The 18,715-nt window shown below is 68.9% G+C and carries 15 protein-coding genes; 6 read left to right on the forward strand and 9 right to left on the reverse strand.

What is annotated here, in order from left to right; all coding sequences use genetic code 11:
• Positions 1 to 98: 98 nt before the first annotated feature.
• Complete coding sequence (locus tag AC3WLE_RS23890) at positions 99 to 1,850, forward strand: ABC transporter permease (RefSeq protein ID WP_492321455.1); 1,752 nt, start codon at positions 99 to 101, stop codon at positions 1,848 to 1,850.
• A 7-nt stretch (positions 1,851 to 1,857) separates the two neighbouring features.
• Positions 1,858 to 3,189, forward strand: a complete 1,332-nt coding sequence (locus tag AC3WLE_RS23895; RefSeq protein WP_340521860.1) for an ABC transporter ATP-binding protein — start codon at positions 1,858 to 1,860, stop codon at positions 3,187 to 3,189.
• Positions 3,190 to 3,199: 10 nt separating this feature from the next.
• On the opposite strand, the gene AC3WLE_RS23900 is transcribed toward AC3WLE_RS23895, so the two are convergent.
• From AC3WLE_RS23900 to AC3WLE_RS23920, 5 genes are all read right to left on the reverse strand, one after another.
• Complete coding sequence (locus AC3WLE_RS23900) at positions 3,200 to 5,605, reverse strand: FUSC family protein (protein ID WP_492357529.1); 2,406 nt, start codon at positions 5,603 to 5,605, stop codon at positions 3,200 to 3,202.
• Positions 5,606 to 5,655: 50 nt separating this feature from the next.
• Positions 5,656 to 7,470: a M61 family metallopeptidase gene (locus AC3WLE_RS23905; protein ID WP_492353389.1), complete on the reverse strand. Its 1,815-nt coding sequence runs from the start codon at positions 7,468 to 7,470 to the stop codon at positions 5,656 to 5,658.
• A gap of 76 nt (positions 7,471 to 7,546) precedes the next feature.
• Complete coding sequence (gene acuI, locus AC3WLE_RS23910) at positions 7,547 to 8,551, reverse strand: acrylyl-CoA reductase (NADPH) (protein ID WP_492321459.1); 1,005 nt, start codon at positions 8,549 to 8,551, stop codon at positions 7,547 to 7,549.
• Positions 8,552 to 8,663: 112 nt separating this feature from the next.
• Positions 8,664 to 9,422 carry a DsbC family protein gene (locus tag AC3WLE_RS23915; protein ID WP_011616111.1) on the reverse strand — a complete coding sequence of 253 codons (759 nt, stop codon included), beginning with the start codon at positions 9,420 to 9,422 and terminating at the stop codon, positions 8,664 to 8,666.
• A gap of 51 nt (positions 9,423 to 9,473) precedes the next feature.
• On the reverse strand, positions 9,474 to 10,769 hold the full coding sequence (locus AC3WLE_RS23920; protein ID WP_492321460.1) for a UbiH/UbiF family hydroxylase: 1,296 nt from the start codon (positions 10,767 to 10,769) through the stop codon (positions 9,474 to 9,476).
• A 112-nt stretch (positions 10,770 to 10,881) separates the two neighbouring features.
• On the opposite strand from AC3WLE_RS23920, the gene ychF reads away from it, so the two are divergent.
• Positions 10,882 to 11,973 (forward strand): redox-regulated ATPase YchF, encoded by a 1,092-nt coding sequence (ychF, locus tag AC3WLE_RS23925; protein WP_492321461.1) that lies wholly within the window; start codon positions 10,882 to 10,884, stop codon positions 11,971 to 11,973.
• Between the two features lie 87 nt (positions 11,974 to 12,060).
• On the opposite strand, the gene AC3WLE_RS23930 is transcribed toward ychF, so the two are convergent.
• From AC3WLE_RS23930 to AC3WLE_RS23940, 3 genes are read right to left on the reverse strand one after another with little or no spacing between them, the layout of a single operon-like run.
• The gene (locus AC3WLE_RS23930; protein WP_492321469.1) at positions 12,061 to 12,558 is read right to left on the reverse strand and encodes a GDYXXLXY domain-containing protein; all 498 of its coding nucleotides are present in this window, start codon (positions 12,556 to 12,558) and stop codon (positions 12,061 to 12,063) included.
• Positions 12,555 to 13,673: a DUF4401 domain-containing protein gene (locus AC3WLE_RS23935; RefSeq protein WP_492357528.1), complete on the reverse strand. Its 1,119-nt coding sequence runs from the start codon at positions 13,671 to 13,673 to the stop codon at positions 12,555 to 12,557. The genes AC3WLE_RS23930 and AC3WLE_RS23935 overlap by 4 nt, the downstream gene beginning before the upstream one ends.
• Positions 13,670 to 14,695, reverse strand: a complete 1,026-nt coding sequence (locus AC3WLE_RS23940) for a DUF2157 domain-containing protein (RefSeq protein ID WP_492357527.1) — start codon at positions 14,693 to 14,695, stop codon at positions 13,670 to 13,672. Before AC3WLE_RS23940 ends, AC3WLE_RS23935 begins: the two co-directional genes overlap by 4 nt.
• A gap of 155 nt (positions 14,696 to 14,850) precedes the next feature.
• On the opposite strand from AC3WLE_RS23940, the gene AC3WLE_RS23945 reads away from it, so the two are divergent.
• Complete coding sequence (locus AC3WLE_RS23945; protein WP_010809884.1) at positions 14,851 to 15,651, forward strand: 5'-methylthioadenosine/adenosylhomocysteine nucleosidase; 801 nt, start codon at positions 14,851 to 14,853, stop codon at positions 15,649 to 15,651.
• Between the two features lie 49 nt (positions 15,652 to 15,700).
• On the opposite strand, the gene AC3WLE_RS23950 is transcribed toward AC3WLE_RS23945, so the two are convergent.
• Positions 15,701 to 15,946, reverse strand: coding sequence for a hypothetical protein (locus AC3WLE_RS23950; RefSeq protein ID WP_010809883.1), 246 nt, complete (start codon positions 15,944 to 15,946; stop codon positions 15,701 to 15,703).
• Between the two features lie 180 nt (positions 15,947 to 16,126).
• Between AC3WLE_RS23950 and hemA the strand changes: the two genes are divergently transcribed.
• Both hemA and prfA read left to right on the forward strand, forming a co-directional pair.
• The gene (gene hemA, locus AC3WLE_RS23955) at positions 16,127 to 17,431 is read left to right on the forward strand and encodes a glutamyl-tRNA reductase (protein WP_010809882.1); all 1,305 of its coding nucleotides are present in this window, start codon (positions 16,127 to 16,129) and stop codon (positions 17,429 to 17,431) included.
• A 100-nt stretch (positions 17,432 to 17,531) separates the two neighbouring features.
• Positions 17,532 to 18,614: a peptide chain release factor 1 gene (prfA, locus tag AC3WLE_RS23960; RefSeq protein WP_010809881.1), complete on the forward strand. Its 1,083-nt coding sequence runs from the start codon at positions 17,532 to 17,534 to the stop codon at positions 18,612 to 18,614.
• Positions 18,615 to 18,715: the final 101 nt, after the last annotated feature.

Below are 18,715 nucleotides of genomic sequence, written 5' to 3' on the forward strand. Positions count from 1 at the left end.
CGGCGGCATGCGGGCTTTGCCATTGTCCGCCGGGGCCGCGAATCAGGGCTGGGCCACAAGCCTTGCCATCCAAGCTCGATACAGCCCGAGAAGCGCCCATGATGCCACCCGCCGACCGCCGCGCGGCCCCGCCCGCCCCTGGCTTTGACAGCCAGCTGCTGCGCGCCCCGCCCAACCGCTTCGACCTGGCCCTGCTGCCGATCATCCTGGCCGTGATCGTGATGATCGCGTTCGCCGCGCAGCAGATGAACGCCCCGTTCCAGCCCGACCAGCAGCTGGCGGTGCACCTGGACGTGGCCTACCTGCCCTACTACCTGATGCGCACCAGCATCCGCATGCTGGCGGCGCTGGCGGCGTCGCTGCTGTTCTCGCTGGCGTTTGCCGCGCTGGCGTCAAAGAGCCGCACAGCGGAGAAGGTGCTGGTGCCGGCGCTGGACATCCTGCAGTCGATACCCGTGCTGGGCTTCCTGTCGATCACCGTGACCGGCTTTATCGCCCTCTTTCCCGGCAATATCGCAGGGGTGGAGTGCGCGGCCATCTTCGCCATCTTCACCTCGCAGGCGTGGAACATGGCGTTCAGCCTGTACCAGTCGTTCCGCACCATCCCGGGCGATTTGCTGGAAGCGGCGGCCATGTTCCGGCTGTCGCCGTGGCAGCGCTTCTGGCGCCTGGAAGTGCCGTTCGCCATGCCGGGGCTGCTGTGGAACATGATGATGTCGATGTCCGGCGGCTGGTTCTTCGTGGTGGCGTCCGAGGCGATCTCGGTATCGGGCCACGACATCCGCCTGCCTGGGATCGGCTCCTATATCGCGCTGGCGATCCAGCAGCAGGACCTGGCCGCGATCGGCTGGGCCATCCTGGCGATGCTGGCGGGCATCCTGCTGTACGACCAGCTGCTGTTCCGCCCGCTGGTGGCATGGGCCGACCGCTTCCGCTTCGAGACCCTGGCGCAGGACAAGCTGCCGCAGTCGTGGCTGCTGGACCTGCTGCGCCGCTCGGCGTGGGTGGGTGCAGTGCTGGCACAGACGGCGGCGCTGGCCGGGCGCACGCTGGCGTGGGGCGCGCGCCGCGGGCAGGCCCCGGCGCAGCCGGACAATCCGCGGCGCGCGCTGTGGTTCTGCCGCGTGCGCGACGCCGTGATCGTGCTGGTGGCATTGGCCGCGTTGCTGCGCGTGGGCTACTTCGTGCACAGCGAGGTGGGCTGGGCCGAAGTCGGCCATGTGCTGTGGCTCGGCACGATCACGATGGTGCGCGTGGTGGTGCTGATCGCGCTGGCGGCGCTGGTGTGGGTGCCGATCGGCATCCGCATCGGCCTGAACCCGGAACTGGCGCGCATTGCCCAGCCGATTGCGCAGTTCCTGGCCGCCTTCCCGGCCAACCTGATGTTCCCGCTGGCGGTGATGCTGATCGTGCGCTTCGGGCTGAACCCGGAGATCTGGCTGAGCCCGCTGCTGATCTTCGGCACGCAGTGGTACATCCTGTTCAACGTGGTCGCGGGGGCGTCGGGCATTCCCACCGAACTGAAGCTCGCCGCGCGCAATCTCGGCCTGCGTGGCTGGCTGCTGTGGAAGCGCTTCCTGATCCCCGCGGTGTTCCCGAGCCTGCTGACCGGGCTGGTGACGGCCGCCGGCGGCTCGTGGAACGCCAGCATCGTGTCCGAGTACGTGACCTGGGGCGACCGCACCATCGTTGCCACCGGGCTCGGCAGCTATATCGCCGAGACCACCGCGCGCGGCGACTTCCCGCGCATTGCGCTGGGCATAGTCGTGATGGCGCTGTTCGTGGTCGGCTTCAACCGGCTGCTGTGGAACCGCCTGTATCAACTCGCGCAAGAGCGCACTCGCTTGTAAGGCAACGATGGCAGAGAACATTGCATCCACCGCCGCCCCCGCCGTGATCGAGCTGCGCGGCGTCGGCAAGATCTTCCGCACCGCCAGCCAGAGCGACCGCGCCGTGCTCGAAGGCGTGGACCTGACGCTGCGCGAGGGCGAGATCGTCGCCATGCTGGGCAAGTCCGGCTCGGGCAAGTCCACGCTGTTGCGCATCATGGCCGGGCTGGTCGGCGCCGACCGCGGCGAGGTGCACTTTCGCGGCGAACGGCTGGCCGGCACCGCCGAGGGCATCGCCATGGTGTTCCAGTCGTTCGCGCTGTTCCCGTGGCTGACGGTGCAGCAGAACGTCGAGCTGGGGCTCGAAGCCCAGGGCGTGCCCAGGGCCGAGCGCGAGCGCCGCGCCGAGGCCGCGATCGACATGATCGGGCTGGCCGGCTTCAACAGCGCGCTGCCGCGCGAGCTGTCGGGCGGCATGCGCCAGCGCGTGGGCATTGCGCGCGCGCTGGTGACCGAGCCGGACCTGCTGCTGATGGACGAAGCCTTCTCGGCCCTGGACGTGCTGACCGGCGAGACCCTGCGCGACGAGATGCTGGCGCTGTGGGAAAGCGGCCGTGCCAATATCAGGAGCATCCTGATCGTCTCGCACAATATCGAAGAGGCGGTGATGATGGCCGACCGCATCGTGATCCTGTCGAGCGACCCGGGCCGCATCCGCGCCGAAGTGCCGGTTGCGCTGCCGCGCCCGCGCAACCGCGACAGCGCGCAGGTGCGCGCGCTGGTCGACGAGATCTACGCGCTGATGACCGCCCCCGCGGCGGAAGCGCGCCTGCCCGCGCAAGCGCCCGCGCGCCAGATCGCCTACCGGCTGCCGGACGCCGACATCAGCCAGATGGAAGCCATCCTCGACCTGCTGTGCGAGGCACCCTTCAACTGCCGCGCCGACCTGCCCCACCTGGCCGACGAAGCCGGCCTCACCGACGACGAACTGCTGCCTGCGTGCGAAGCGCTGCAGCTGGTGCAACTGGTGTCGATCGAGCGCGGCGACATCGCCGCCACCGAGGCCGGCCGCGCCTGGTACGCCGCCGGGCCGCAGCAACGCAAGGTGATGTTCGGCCAGCAGTTGCTGGGCAACGTCGCACTGGCCGCGCATATCCGCCGCGAACTGGTAGCGAGCGAGGCCGGCGAGATCCGCGAGGAACAGGTGCTGCACGAACTGGAGCAGTTCCTGAAGCCCGCCGAGGCCGAGCGCGTGCTCAGCGTGGCGATCGGCTGGGGGCGCTACGGCGAGATCTACGAGTACCGCTACAACAGCGGCATGCTGACACTGCCCGAGGAAGAGCTGCCCGAGGCGCCTTAAGCCACCAGGCTCAGACGCGCGCCCGTATGGCGCGCCCGATGGCCCCCGTGCGCAGCGCGATCTTGGCCGCATCCTCGCGCAACGCGCGCAGGCGGCGGTCCAGCACCGCATTGGCCGGACGGCCGGTGGAGCTGGCGGTGGGACCAGCCTCATGGCTGGATTCGCCGGCGGCGGCCGCGTGCACCAGCACGTCGGTGCGGCGCTTGTCGGCCGAATCGGCCAGGCGGGCGCGGCGTTCGGCAACGGCATCCTCGGCATCCTCGGCGGCCTCGGCGACTTCTGCGCTGACGGTGGCCGCCACTGGTTCGGCACCGGCGACAGCTTCAGCGGGGGTTTCGTCCGCCTTGTCCGCGGCGGCAGGCGCTGCCTCCTTGCGTTCCACCGGCGTCTTCCCGCTGCGGATAAAGCCCGCGCCACGGCCGCCGCCCCGCTCATCGGCATGCAGCCGCTCGCTGGCCACCTGCAGGCTGTGGCTGGCGGCCTCGGTGGCCTGCTCGATCGCGGCTTCCGCGGCCGGGATATCGAGTTCGTCATAGTGCTGGCGCACCTGGATGCGCGCCGCCGCCACGTGCGCGGCCACCAGGTAGTTCTGCACGATAAAGCGGTTCAGGTTGTCCACCGCGCGGTGCCGGCTCTTGGGCTCGTCCAGCATGCGCTGGAACGACGAGATCAGCGCCGACAGGTTGTCCATGAACTGCTTGCGCTGCACGCGGTAGGCAAAGTCATCCTTGGTCCGGCGCAGCAGCAGGTCGCGCGTGGCGCCGATATAGCGGCGGTTGGCCTGCAGCACGCCCTCCACCAGCTTGGGAATGGCGCGGTATTCCCAGCTCGGCAGCACAAAGCTGAACAGCGAGGCGATGATGCCGCCGATCACGGTATCCACCAGCCGCTCGCCCGCCACCGTGGGACTCCCCGGCATCAGCAGGTGAATCTGGATCAGCACCTGGATGCAGGCGGCAATCGCGGTGTAGCGGTACTTGATGGTCACGAACGCTGCGCTGGCCACCAGCGACAGGAACAGCACGCCCAGCAGGATCAGCGGCTGGTGCACCACCTTCAGGATCGCGACCGAGACCACGCAGCCAATCAGCGTGCCGATCAGGCGGTCGTTGTAGCGCTGCTTGGTCATGCTGAAGTTGGGCTTCAGGATGACGATGATGGTCAGCAGGATCCAGTAGCTGTGCGACACATAGGGCAGGTGCTCGGCAATCCACAGCCCCAGCGACACCGCCATCGAGATCCGCAGCGAGAAGCGGAACGCCGGCGAACTCCACTTCAGGTTGTCGCGCAGCACGCTGAACTCATACTTCTGGCGCGTCAGGAAAGGCGTCATGTCCGAGCCTGGCAGCACCCTGGCCGGCTCCACCGGCGTGCGCGACGCTTCGTGCAGCTGGCCGACCAGCGTGATCGCGCCGCGCATCATGTCGAGCGTATCAACCAGCGCCGTCATCGCCGCCGGGTTGATATGGTGGTGGCGAAATTGCTCGATCTCGGCCTCGACCGCGCGCAGGCCCTGGCGGTATTCCACCGTGGCGTACGAGGCGCGGCCGCGCGTGACCTCGTAGGCGATCTCTTCCACGTCCTTGCACATCTGCAGCACCAGCCCGCGCAGGTGGTCCAGCACCGGCGTGCCGGCAAAAGTCTGGCGCAGCAGCGGATAGTCGGTGTTGGTCGACAGGATGTACTCGTACAGGTCGAGCATGCGCAGGTGCACCTGCACCAGCAGCCCGTCGTGCGGGGTGCGGTTGCCGCGCAGCACCAGGTCGCGCGCGGCCTGCTGGCGCTCGGCCACCACGATCTGCTGGCGCACCAGCTGGTTGAACTGGGCCTCGTAGTCGTTGCCGGCATCGTAGAAGCCGGCCTTGATCTCGAGATAGCCGGCCAGCTCATACAACGATTCGGCCAGCACCTGCTGCTTGGTGCGGCGCTCGGTGATCCAGCTCACCAGCATCGCATAGCCGAGATAAGCGACCGCGCCGATGCTGAACAGCGCCGCGTGCTCCAGCGCGCGCCGCACCAGGAAGTCTTCGTTGATGGTCAGCGTCATCACGAACAGCGCCGCGAACTGCAGCGGCAGCGTCTTGTTGCCGTACACCGTCATCATGCCGGCCAGGAACGTCACCAGCACCAGCAGGAACGGCATCACGCGCGGGAACGGCGTGGCCAGCGCCACCACCAGCGTGACCACGCTGCACAGCAAAACGCTGGCCATCATCTCGTTGAACTTGTGGTTCAGCGGGCTGGGCAGGTCCATCAGGCTGGTGCACAGCGCCCCCATCGACACCACCATCGCGGTGGGCAGGTCGCTGAAGTGCAGCGCGATCAGCGTGGCGCCGATCACCCCGGTGGCCGAGCGCAGCCCCCGGTAGATGTAGTGCGAATACAGGAAGGTGCGGGGATCGTGCGCGTATTGCATGCAGCGGGGGCGATGGCGTGCGGTGGCGGGTGTGGCAGCGGAAAACTAGTTCATTGGCCTAGCCAGCGCGAGCGCGCCGCGTGCCGTCCGCTCTCGAGCTTCACCTTGAACTGCGCAGCCGGCTCGCGTGCCAGCGTCACCGGCAGCACCTGCAGCTCGTCGCGGCGGAAGGCGTGCAGCTCGATGCGGTCGCCGCTACGGTAGCGCGCCAGCAGCTTGTCGATCTGGCCCGGCGCCACGCGCAGGCCGTCGATCGCCACCAGCAGGTCGCCGGCGGACAGGCCCGCGGCCTGCGCGGCGCCGCCGTCGAACACCTGCGCCACGCGCACCCAGCCCTCATCGCTCTTGACCTTGATACCCAGCGCCGCGGTGCGCGCCGGCTTCTGCGCCTCGGCCTTGACGCCGAACACCTTGAACAGCGCCGGCAGCGGCAGCTCGCCGGTGCCTTCGGTCAGCGAGCGCAGCAGCGGCCCCATGCGCAGGCCGGTGACTTCATCGAACAGCGCATGGACCTCGGCCTCGGTCACGCCGCGCTGCACCGCGCCCGGCGCGTAGAAGCCGCGGCCGTAGCGGCGCCACAGCGCGCGCATGACATCGTCCAGCGAGCGTCGCCCGCGGGTCTTGTCGCGAATGGTCAGGTCCAGCGCCAGCGCCACCAGCGAACCCTTGGTGTAGTAGCTGACGATGGCGTTGGGGGCATTCTCGTCCTGGCGGTAGTACTTGGTCCAGGCATCGAAGGAGCTTTCCGCCACGCTCTGCTTGGTGCGGCCGCTGCCGCGCAGCACGCCGTTCCAGGTCTTGGCCAGCATCTCGATGTACTGCTCGTCGGTGATGCAGCCGGAGCGCACCAGCACCAGGTCGTCGTAATAGCTGGTGAAACCCTCGAACAGCCACAGCAGCGGCGTGTAGGTTTCCTCGGCCAGCCGGTACGGCACGAACGCGGCCGGCTTGATGCGCTTGACGTTCCAGGTGTGGAAATACTCGTGGCTGCACAGCCCGAGGAAGGTGCGGTAGCCCTCGCTGGTATCGCTGTCGCCGCGCACCGGCAGGTCATTGCGCGCGCATATCAGCGCGGTGCTGGCGCGGTGTTCCAGGCCGCCGTAGCCGTCGCTGGTGACCATCGTCATGAAGACGTAGCGGCGGTTGCTGTCCAGGAACGGCGCCTGCGCGGTCTTGGGCTCGAACAGCCGGATCTGCTGTTCGCAGATGCGCTTCAGGTCGCGGCACACGCGCTCGAGGTCGAGTTGCGGCACGCGCCCGGTGAAGACCACGTCGTGCTGCGCGCCGCAGGCGCGGAAGCTGGCCAGCTGGAAGGTGCCCATCTCAACCGGATGGTCGACCAGCTCATCGTAGTCGGCCACCTGGTAGCGGCCGAAGCCGTAGCGCTTGGCGCCTGCGCGGCCCGGCGCTTCGCGCATGGCGGTGGCGACGCGCCAGCCGCGATAGGCCTCGCCCACGGGCGCATGGATATCGACGGTGCATGGCCGCTCGGCCTGCCCGTCCACGCCCAGGAACACCGAGCTGCCGTTGAAGAAGCCGTGGGTGCTGTCCAGGTGCGCCGCGCGCACCGACAGGTCCCAGGCATAGACCTCGTAGCTGAGCGTCAGCGGGCCGTCGGCCAGGCTGACTGGCGCGGCCTGCCAGCGCTGCTTGTCGAGCTTGGTCAGCCTGACCTCGCGCCCGCCCGCATCGGCGCGGATGCGCACGATATTGCGCGCGAAGTCCCGGATCATGTAGCTGCCAGGGATCCAGGCCGGCAGCGAGAAACACTGGCCGGCGGGATCGGGCTCGCTCACGGTGACGGTGACGGCAAACAGGTGCGCTTCAGGCTGAAGCGGGGCGATGGCGTAGCGGATCGGCGTCATGGGCAGGATTGTAACGTCGGCGCTAGGACACGGATGCAGCGCCTACGCGGTGGTGCATCAGGGCGACGGTGCGCGATCAGCCGCGATTCACATCCACCACCACGCGCCCGCGCATGCCGCCTTCCATGATCTTGCGGCCCGCCTCGATCGCATCGCCCAGGCCGATCTCGCGCGTCAGCGCATTGAGCCGGTCCGGCTCCAGGTCGCCGGCCAGGCGCTGCCAGGCCTGCTCGCGCAGCGGCATCGCCGCCATCACGCTGTCGATGCCGTGCAAGGTGATGCCGCGCAGGATGAACGGCGCCACCGACCCCGGGAAGTCCAGGCCCTGCGCCAGCCCGCACGCCGTCACCACGCCGCCGTAGCGCACCTGGGCGCAGGCATTGACCAGCGTGTGCGAGCCGACCGAGTCGACCACCGCGGCCCAGCGCTCCTTTTGCAGCGGCTTGCCGGGTACGCCCAGCTCAGCACGGTCGATCACATCATCGGCGCCCAGCGCCTTCAGGAAATCCGCCTCCCGGGTCTTGCCGGTCGAGGCCACCACCTTGTAGCCGAGCTTGCTCAGCAGCGAGATCGCCACCGTCCCCACTCCGCCCGAGGCGCCGGTCACCAGCACCTCGCCATCGCCGGGGCGCACCGGGCCGTTGACGCCGCCGCGCTCCAGCGCCAGCACCGACAGCATCGCGGTATAGCCCGCGGTGCCGATCGCCATGGCCTGGCGCGTGGTGAAGGCGTCGGGCAGGCGCACCAGCCAGTCGCCCTTCAGGCGCGCGCGCTGCGCCAGGCAGCCCCAATGCGTCTCGCCCACGCCGTAGCCGTTGAGCACTACCTTGTCGCCAGCCTTCCAGCGCGGGTGCGCGGATTCCAGCACCGTGCCGGCGCCGTCGATGCCCGCCACCATCGGCCACTTGCGCACCACCGGCGAGCGGCCGGTGATCGCCAGTCCGTCCTTGAAGTTGATGGTGGAGTAGTCGACGGCAACCAGCACGTCGCCGTCGGCGGGCAGTTGCGCGTCGTCGAGCGTGGCGATACTGGCCTGGGTGGCGCCGTCGGCCTGGGTCAGCAGCAATGCCTGGAAGGTCATGGTGTCTCCTTTGTCGCCTGTCGGCGATCGCATGGGATAAGGGGATAGGCAGAAAGCAGAACGGCCGGACAAGTCCGGCCGTCGATCGGGCCGGTACAGGTCCGGCGCGCGCTTATTTCTTGATGCTGGCGAGCTTGCGTTCCAGCGTGGCGACGTCTGCCGCGCCGGGGATGCGGGTGCCGTCGGTGAAGAACACCGCCGGAGTGCCGGTCACGTTCATGCTGTGGCCCAATGCCAGGTTCTCTTCCAGCGGGGTCTTGCAGCTGCCGTTGCCGGTCAGCGCCACCTGCTTGAGCATCCAGTCGCGCCAGGCCTTGGTGCGGTCGGACGCGCACCAGACCTGCTTGGCCTTGGTTTCGGAATCCGGCGACAGCACCGGGTACAGGAAGGTGTACACGGTGATGTTGTCCATTTGCTGGAAGGTTTGCTCGATGCGCTTGCAATAGCCGCAGTTGGGGTCGGAGAACACCGCCACCTGGCGGCTGCCATCGCCCTTGGTCCACTTGATCGCGCGCGCCAGCGGCAGGTCCGACCACTTGATGCGGTTGATCTCGGCCAGCCGCTCCTCGGTCAGGTTGGTGCCGGTGCGGGTGTCGATCATCTCGCCGTTCAGGATGTAGCGGCCCGATGCGTCGGTGTAGACCACCTGCCCGCCGATATTGGCCTCGAACAGGCCCGGCACCGGGGTCTTGCTCACGCTCTTCACCTCCGCACGGCCGCCCACCATCTTCTGCAGCGACTCCTTGATGCGGTCGGTGCCGGGCTCGCCCGCGGCCATGGCATGCAGCGCGAAGCCCGCCGCGGCCAGCCCGCCGGCGATGGCGGTGATCGCGGCGCTCATGGCGGGGCGGCGGCGCAGGAATGGGAACATGTGGACTCCAGAGTATTCGGTAAAGGGATCGGAACGTTGGTGCGGCCGCGGTCAGCCAAGCGCGCGCGCGATCAGGAAGCGCTTGAGCAAGGACTGGCCGCCGACCGCGCGCATGCCGGTGTTGCGCACCACGCGCGCGACGCCGCCCGGCAACGAGAACAACCGGTGCAGCCCGTCGGTGGCCGCGGTCAGCGCAAGCAAATCGGTGGCGCGGGCGCGCTCGTAGCGGCGCAGCAAGCGCAGGTCGCCCTCGCTGCGGAAAGGTTCTTTGTCGGCCATCACGCGGCCAAGTTCCGCGACATCGCGCAGGCCCAGGTTCATGCCCTGGCCGGCCAGCGGATGCAACACGTGGGCGGCGTCGCCCACCAGCGCCACGTGCGGCTGCACGAACTGGTCGGCACGCTGCAGCACCAGCGGGAAGCCCTGCGCCGGGGTCACGCAGCGCAGCGCGCCGAACTGCGCGCCGACCGCGCCGCTGGCGCCCTGCATCACCGTGGCGGCGAGCGCCTCGGGCGACAGCGCCAGCAGCTCGCGCGCGTGGGCGTCTTCGGCGGCCCAGACCATCGACACATGGTTGTCCGGCAGCGGCAGTATCGCCAGCACTTCTCCGTTGGCGGGTTCCTCGTCGGCCATCAGCTTTTCGGGCGCGCCCAGGAACCACTGCCACGCGGTTTCCTGGTGCGGGCGCTCGCAGGCGAAATTGGCGACCACGCCCAGCTGGCGGTACTTGCGCGTGCTGACGCCGATGTGGCATTGCTGGCGCAGCCAGGAGCGCGCGCCGTCGGCACCGACCACGCAGGCCGTGCGCAGCTTCTCGCCATTGCCCAGGGTCAGCGTGACGCCGTCAGGATCGCGCTCGAACGCGCTCGCCGTGGCGTCGTGCCAGGTCACCTGGTGCTGGAAGCCCAGCGCCGTGTCGAGCGCGCGCTCGACGTGGCTGGATTCGATGATCCACGCCAGCTGCGGTACCGCGGCCGCGTAGGCCGAGAAATGCAGGTCCCCGTCCAGGCTGGGCGAGGTCTCGGCCGCGCTGACATCGCCGAACACGCGCATGTCGCGCACCGGCTGGATCCGCGCCGGGTCCAGCGCCTCCCACACCCGCATGCGCTCCAGCAGCGCCTGCGAGCTGGCCGAGAAGGCGTAGATGCGGCTGTCCCAGTCATCCGGCCCCGCCGCCGTGCGGCCGCTGGCGCGGGGCGGCCTGGGCGCGACCAGCGCCACGTCCATGCCCTGCTGGGCCAGCAGCAGCGCGCAGGACTTGCCGACGATGCCGCCGCCGACGACAGCAACCTGGAAAGCGGAGGAGTTGCGCGCAGACGGGCGCGCGGACGCGTGGGATCGGGTCATGGCTGGATTATAGCCACGTCACTCCTGGCCCCGCCCCACGCCGGCTCAAGCCGGCCGATGGCGAGGCCCCCATCCGCTAGAATACGGGTTTTGCAATTTCCCGCCTTCTACCATGAGCCTCCAATGCGGCATCGTCGGCCTGCCCAACGTCGGCAAGTCCACGCTGTTCAATGCCCTGACCAAGGCCGGCATCGCCGCCGAAAACTACCCGTTCTGCACCATCGAACCCAATGTGGGCGTGGTCGAAGTGCCGGATCCGAGGCTCGCCAAGCTGGCGGAGATCGTCAAGCCGGAGCGCGTGCTGCCGGCCACGGTCGAGTTCGTCGATATCGCCGGCCTGGTGGCGGGCGCCTCCAAGGGTGAAGGCCTGGGCAACCAGTTCCTGGCCAATATCCGCGAATGCGACGCCATCACCCACGTGGTGCGCTGCTTCGAGGACGATAACGTGATCCACGTGGCCGGCAAGGTGGACCCGCTGTCGGACATCGAAGTGATCAACACCGAACTCGCGCTGGCCGACCTGGCCACCGTCGAGAAGGCCCTGGCCCGCTACATCAAGCCGGCCCGCGCCGGCGACAAGGAAGCCCTGCGCCTGGTCGCCGTGCTGGAAAAGGCGCAAGCCGTGCTGGACCAGGCCAAGGCCGTGCGCACCCTGGACCTGGCGCCCGAAGAGTGGGAAGCCATCCGGCCGTTCTGCCTGATCACCGCCAAGCCGACCATGTACGTCGCCAACGTGCGTGAAGACGGCTTCGAGAACAACCCGCACCTGGACGCCGTGCGCGAGCACGCCAAGCTGACCAATTCCCCCGTGGTGTCCGTCTGCGCCGCCATCGAAGCCGAGATCGCCGACCTGGACGACGCCGACAAGGCCGAATTCCTGGCCGACCTGGGCATGGAAGAACCCGGCCTGGACCGTGTGATCCGTGCCGGCTTCAAGCTGCTCGGCCTGCAGACCTACTTCACCGCCGGCGTCAAGGAAGTGCGCGCCTGGACCATCCACGTCGGCGACACCGCCCCCAAGGCAGCCGGCGTGATCCACACCGACTTCGAACGCGGCTTTATCCGCGCGCAGACCATCGCCTATGAAGACTTCATCAGCTTCAAGGGTGAGACCGGCGCGAAGGAAGCCGGCAAGATGCGGGCGGAAGGCAAGGAGTATGTGGTGAAGGATGGGGATGTGATGAACTTCCTGTTCAACGTCTAAGACCGCCAGACGTCATGAAAAAGCCACCGCATGCGGTACCGCATGCGGTGGCTTTTTTCTTTGGGCCGGGCGATTATCACTTTCGCCTCACAACCTCTCCATCCCCTTCCCCCGCAACCCCAGCAGCAGCGCCTGCCCGTCCGCCCCTACGCGAAATTCCCCATACTGCGCCTGTGCAAACCGCTCGCCCTGCCCCTCCTGGAAGAAATACGCATCGGTCGACACCTGCACCTGCGTGCCGCCCCAGCGCGAGCGGGCGACCTGGTAGCGCAGCAACTGCTCCCCTGCCGCCAGCGGCTCGCCGCCGTGTACGCGCACAAAGCTGGCCACGCCCTGTTCATCGCGGCGGATCACGGCCACGCCGTCGCGGGATGGCCGGTCGTCCTGCGTCTGAGCGGTGCGGATCTGGTTGCCGATGTCAAAGTTCAGCGCCATGTAGTCGCCCTGCATCAGCGAGCGCGGGTCGACCGGGGCGAGCTTGAGGTAGACGGTATCGCCGCGTGCCAGCAGGCGCTCCTTGCCGGCGATGCCGGCGGCGGCGAGTGCCAGCGTCAGGGCCCAGGCAATCAGGATCCAGCGTTTCATGCGGCCTCCTTGCCGGTGCGGGTGCGCAGCAGCCAGTAGCGGCCGGCCAGCAACAGTGCGCCGGCCACGGCGAGCGTGGCGGACTTGGCCACAAGGGCCCAGTGCAGCGCGCTGTAGTACCAGATAAAGCCGACAGCGATGCTGGCGATGCCCAGGCCCAGCCACGGCATCGACGCGCGGCGCAGCGCCAGGCCGAGCGCGAGAACTCCTGCCACGACCGCGGGCGCGGCCGCCATCAGCGCGCCGAAGGCCGCCACGCCGGCAAGGACGGCGCCCTGCAGGGCGGGGCTGAGCGCCAGCCGGCGGCATTCGACGAGCGCGAAGCCGGCCAGCACCACTGTGGCCAGCCCGCCCGCGACCCAGTGCGCGAGCGGGATGCGTCCGGCTTCCGGGCCGCCCAGCCAGGCCAGCGGATGGCTCATGCCGGTGACGACCAGTGCGACGGCCAGCGTGAACAGCAGCGTCGCGTCGGCCAGCGGTTCCAGCAGCGTGTGGCGGCCGGCCGCGCACAGGCGTGCTTCGGCCAGCGCGAAACCCGTCACCAGCGCGCAGCCGAGCGGCACCAGCCAGCCGAGGGACCACGTCAGCAACAGCCAGTCGTCCGGCTCGCTGCCGGCCAGGACGAGATGCACGGCGCCTGCCAGCCCGATCCATGCGCCCACCGCGCACAGCAGCCGGTGCAGCCGGTTCGGGACCAGCAAGGCGAGCGCGGCCTCGAACAGCGCCAGCCCGGCCCAGAAGCCTGCGCTCTCGGTGACGCGCGTGAAGCCCAGGGCCTCGACCAGCCCGAACACGGCCATGCCCTGCCCGCTCAGGCTCACGGCCAGCGCGAACTGCCCCGCGGCAATGCCGCCACCACGCCAGTACAGCAGCGCGGCCAGCGCGATCATGGCCAGGCCGGTCACCGCCATGGCGATGCCGTTCTCGCGCGCGGCGACGAAGACCGTGCCGACCAGGAAGAGCTGGAAGAACAAGGCACCAAGCCAGCCCGCCGCGCCCATCAGGCAGCGCACGGCCCAGGGGGTGTGGGTATGGTCGGGCCGCTCGCCCTGTACCTCGCCGCGTGCGGCGAGGTCCTGCCAGAGCCGTTGCCCGGTCTGCCGTTCGGTCGTCATGCCTGCTCCAGTTGGCCGCGCCAGGCACGCATCAGCCAGGTGGCCGCGCCGGCGGCAAGGCCGATGGTTACCAGCCCGAGCAGCAGGAAGGCGCCGAAATCGTCCTTGCCCTCGAACAGCACCTTGGCAATGCCGGCCACCGCCAGCACGATGCCGGTCAGGCAGGCCAGGCTCAGCACCATGATGTCGAAGGCACGCTGGCGGAACCACCAGACCAGGGCGGCTAGTACCACCAAGGCCAGCGCGAATGCTGCACCGTCGAAATGGCTGTCCAGCAGGCTGGCCAGCCCCAGCGAGCCTGCGTGCACGCAGGCCAGCGCGGCCAGCATGCGGCTGCCGGTCTGCCCACGGAAGCCCAGCGCCGGCGCGCGGGCGCACAGCAGCTGCCACAGCACCAGTTGCAGTACCACCGCGCCCAGCAGCGCCAGCGTGGCGGTGCGCATATGGCGGGTATCGAACAACAGCGCGAACACGCCTTCGACACCGAAGCGGATGCTGAAGTAGCGCAGCAACGCCACGTTGCCGACCACGATCACCAGCCACCAGTGCGGTGCGGCGCGCGCCGCCAGCGCCCAGGGCACCGCCAACAACGCCCATAGCGCAAACAGCTGCCAGGCGTCGGCGCCGGTCTGGTAGGTCTGCCCGATCACCGCGAGCAGCACGCCGGCGACGACCTGCGCGCCGCCCAGCGCGGCCCGGCCCGCGGTGTCGCCAGCCGGGCGCAGCCAGGCAAATGCGGCGAGCAGCGTGAGCGCGCCGGCCAGCAGGCCGAACTTGGAAAACTTGTGGAGATCCTGCCAGTTGAAGGCGAAGAACACGATCACGCCCGCGCACAGCAGCGCGGTGCCCAGCGCCATCAGCGCCGTGTCCAGCCAGCGGCGCCAGTCGGTGGCGACGGGCTCGGTGCGCGCCCACGGCGCAGGGACGCCGGCCGCGTCCAGGCGCCCCAGTGCGCGCCAGTCGGCCAGTGCCCGGCGGATGGCGCGCCGTTCGCCGGTGGCTACGGTGGGTGTGCCTTGCATGTAAGTGTCCTTACGTGCTGAGATGACGGGGACTTTAGCAAAGCGGCGCGGGGGCCGCACCTGTTCCGTGGGAGGGTGCGTTGCGGTCGCGCTCTGATCTATGCCCGGCCTGCGCGGGCCGGTATGCTGTGGTTTTTTCGTCCTGCGCCCGCTCCATGACTCTCGGAATCCTTGCCGCCATCCATGATGAAGTCGATGGCCTGGTGGCCGCCATGCGCCATGACGACAGCCGCGCCACGGTGCGTACCATCGGCATGCGCGACTACTATGCCGGCCAGCTGCTCGGGCAGCCGTGCGTGCTGGTGCTGGCGCGCATGGGCAAGGTGGCGGCGTCGGCGACCACGGTCACCCTGATCCGCGAGTTCGGCGCGACGCAGATCGTCTTCACCGGGCTGGCCGGGGGCATTGGCGCCGGCACCAATGTCGGCGACATCGTCATCGCCGACCGCACCATCCAGCATGACCTCGACGCACGTCCGTTCTTCGGCCGCCATGAAGTGCCGCTGCTGGACCGTGCCGAGTTCCCGGCCGACCCGGCGCTGACCGCCGAGCTGGAAGCCGCCGCGCGCGAATTTCTGCAGCTGGACCTGCCTGCCGAGGTGCCGCGCGAGGTGCTGGAACGATTCGGCGTAGCCGCGCCGGCGCTGCACCACGGCATGATCGCCAGCGGCGACCAGTTCATCGGCTCACCGGCGGCGGTGACGGAGTTGCGTGAGCGGCTGCCCGGATTGCTGGCGGTGGAAATGGAAGGCGCCGCGGTGGCGCAGGTCTGCCACGAATACGGCGTGCCGTATGCCGTGATGCGGACCATTTCGGACCGGGCCGACGATAGCGCCCATGTGGACTTCGCGGCATTCCTGAAGGATGTGGCCAGTCACTATTCCAGCGGCGTGCTGCGCCGGCTGCTGGCGGGAAGAGCCAAAGCCGACACTGTTCAAACGCCGGTCCGCTTCTGATCGAAGTCAAGCGGCGAGCGGATTCCCGCCGCCGCGGTCAGTTCTGTTCTTACCGCCCGCGCGGCCGCAGCGCGCCCCAGGCCCCCACCAGCAGCGCCGAGCCGGCGATCACCGCCAGCCAGCTGCTGAGCTGCCCGTCGATAAACAGGTGCAAGGCCCGGCCGCCGTAGAAAGCGCCCGCCGCACCCGCCGCACCCAGCACCAGCGCGGCCGGCAGGGTCACCACGCGCCCTGCCGGATGCAGCCGGCGCGCCGCCAGCCCCACCAGCAAACCCACGATCAAGGTGCCCAGCATCCGCTTCTCCTGTGTTGTCAGCATCACAGCCGCAAGGGCTGCGGCGTAACGATACTGCAATCCGGGGCCGCTGCCATGCCCCCGCCCGGCCCGGATGGCCCAGCACCCTGCAATTAGCGATCCCGGCGGTATAATGGCATCCGGTCCGGCCACGCTCCGGACCGTACCCGTCCCCTACAAATGCAACTGCTCGCGATCGGCATCAATCACACAACGGCACCCGTCTCGCTGCGCGAGCGGGTGGCGTTTCCGCTCGAGCAGATCAAGCCCGCGCTGGGTGCGCTGCGCTCCCACCTGTCGGGGCGCAGCGGCACCGAAGCCGCCATCCTGTCCACCTGCAACCGCACCGAGATCTACTGCGCGACCGACGTCCTGACGCCGGGCACGGATGGTTTCGAGCACACCCTGCGCTGGCTGTCGCAGCACCACAACGTTCCCGCCGGCGAACTGGCGCCGCACCTGTACGCGCTGCCGCAGTCCGAAGCCGTGCGCCATGCCTTCCGCGTGGCCAGCGGCCTGGATTCGATGGTGCTGGGCGAGACCCAGATCCTGGGCCAGCTCAAGGACGCCGTGCGCACCGCCGGCGAGGCCGGCTCGCTGGGCACGTACCTGAACCAGCTGTTCCAGCGCACCTTCGCGGTGGCCAAGGAAGTGCGCGGCCAGACCGAGATCGGCGCACATTCGGTATCGATGGCCGCGGCCGCGGTGCGGCTGGCGCAGCGGATCTTTGAAAGCGTCTCGACCCAGCGCGTGCTGTTTATCGGCGCGGGCGAGATGATCGAACTGTGCGCCACGCACTTCGCCGCGCAGCAGCCGCGCCAGATCGTGGTGGCCAACCGCACCGTCGAGCGCGGCGAAAAGCTCGCCGAGCAGCTCTCCGGCCAGGGCCTGACCGCCAACGCGATCCGCCTGACCGACCTGGGCGAGCGCCTGCATGAGTTCGATATCGTGGTGTCCTGCACCGCCAGCTCGCTGCCGATCATCGGCCTGGGCGCGGTGGAGCGCGCGGTCAAGCGCCGCAAGCACCGCCCCATCATGATGGTCGACCTGGCCGTGCCGCGCGACGTCGAGCCGGAAGTCGCGCGCCTGGACGACGTCTTCCTGTACACCGTCGACGATCTCGGCGCGATCGTGCGTGAAGGCAATGCGATGCGCCAGGCCGCGGTGGCGCAGGCCGAGGCCATCATCGAAAGCCGGGTGCAGAACTTCATGCACTGGCTGGAAACCCGCAGCGTGGTGCCGGTCATCCGCGAACTGCAGACCAGCGGCGAAGCCATCCGCCAGGCTGAACTGGAACGCGCGCGCCGCATGCTGGCACGCGGCGACGACCCCGAAGCCGTATTGGAGGCCCTCTCCGGTGCGCTGACCCGCAAGTTCCTGCATGGCCCCACCCACGCACTGAACCACACCCAGGGCGAGGACCGCGAGGCGCTGCTGCGCCTGGTGCCGGGCCTGTTCCGCCACAGCAGCCACTCCGAGCGCTAGCCGCTCTGCCCTTGCGCCGCGCGCGCCCTGCCGCGCCGGCACGCCGCCGCCCGCCCGCGGGTAGCCCCGGCCCCTGGCCCACCTCTTTCCCCCGCACCCGATGAAAGCCAGCATGCTTGCCAAGCTCGACCAACTGGCCGAGCGACTCGATGAAGTCAACGCCCTGCTCGCGCGCGAAGACGCGACCGCGAAGATCGACCAGTACCGCAAGCTCAGCCGCGAACATGCCGAGTTGTCGCCGGTGGCCGAGCAGTACGGCCAGTACCGCCAGGCGCAGGACGACCTGGCCACCGCGCAGGCGCTGCTGGACGATCCGGAGATGAAGGACTTTGCCGCCGACGAGATCGCCAGCGCGCGCGCGCGGCTGGAAGCCCTGGAAGCCAGCCTGCAGCGCCTGCTGCTGCCCAAGGACCCCAACGACGACCGCAACCTGCTGCTGGAAATCCGTGCCGGCACCGGCGGCGAGGAGAGCGCGCTGTTCGCCGGCGACCTGCTGCGCATGTACACGCGCTACGCCGAACGCCAGCGCTGGCAGGTCGAAGTGATGAGCGAATCGGAATCAGACCTGGGGGGCTACAAGGAAGTGATCGTGCGCATCGCCGGCGATGCTGCATTTTCCAGGCTGAAGTTCGAATCCGGCGGCCACCGCGTGCAGCGCGTGCCGGCGACCGAGGCACAGGGGCGCATCCACACTTCGGCCTGCACGGTCGCGGTGATGCCAGAAGCCGATGAAGTGGGCGAGGTCGAGATCAACCCGGCCGACCTGCGCATCGACACCTTCCGCGCCTCGGGCGCAGGCGGGCAGCACGTCAACAAGACCGATTCCGCGGTGCGCCTGACCCACCTGCCGACCGGCATCGTGGTCGAGTGCCAGGACGACCGCAGCCAGCACCGCAACAAGGACAAAGCGATGAAGGTGCTGGCGGCCCGCATCAAGGACATGCAGACGCGCGCCGCCCAGGCCAAGGAGGCCAGCACGCGGCGCAACCTGATCGGCTCGGGGGACCGCAGCGACCGCATCCGCACCTACAACTTCCCGCAAGGGCGGGTCACCGACCACCGCATCAACCTGACGCTGTACAAGATCGACATGATCATGGACGGCGACATGGATGAGCTGCTGTCGGCGCTGGCCTCAGAACACCAGGCTGATCAGCTTGCCGCACTTGGCGAAGAGTCGTAAGCACCACAAAATGTCATGCAGCCGGCCTTCCGCCCCGAACACCGCGTAAAGTCGCCGATATCTTTGTATTTCTTGTAAATGCTTGAAACAGCACTGGTAGG

The sequence above is a fragment of the Cupriavidus sp. FW306-1B-F12B genome (genome assembly GCF_058781795.1).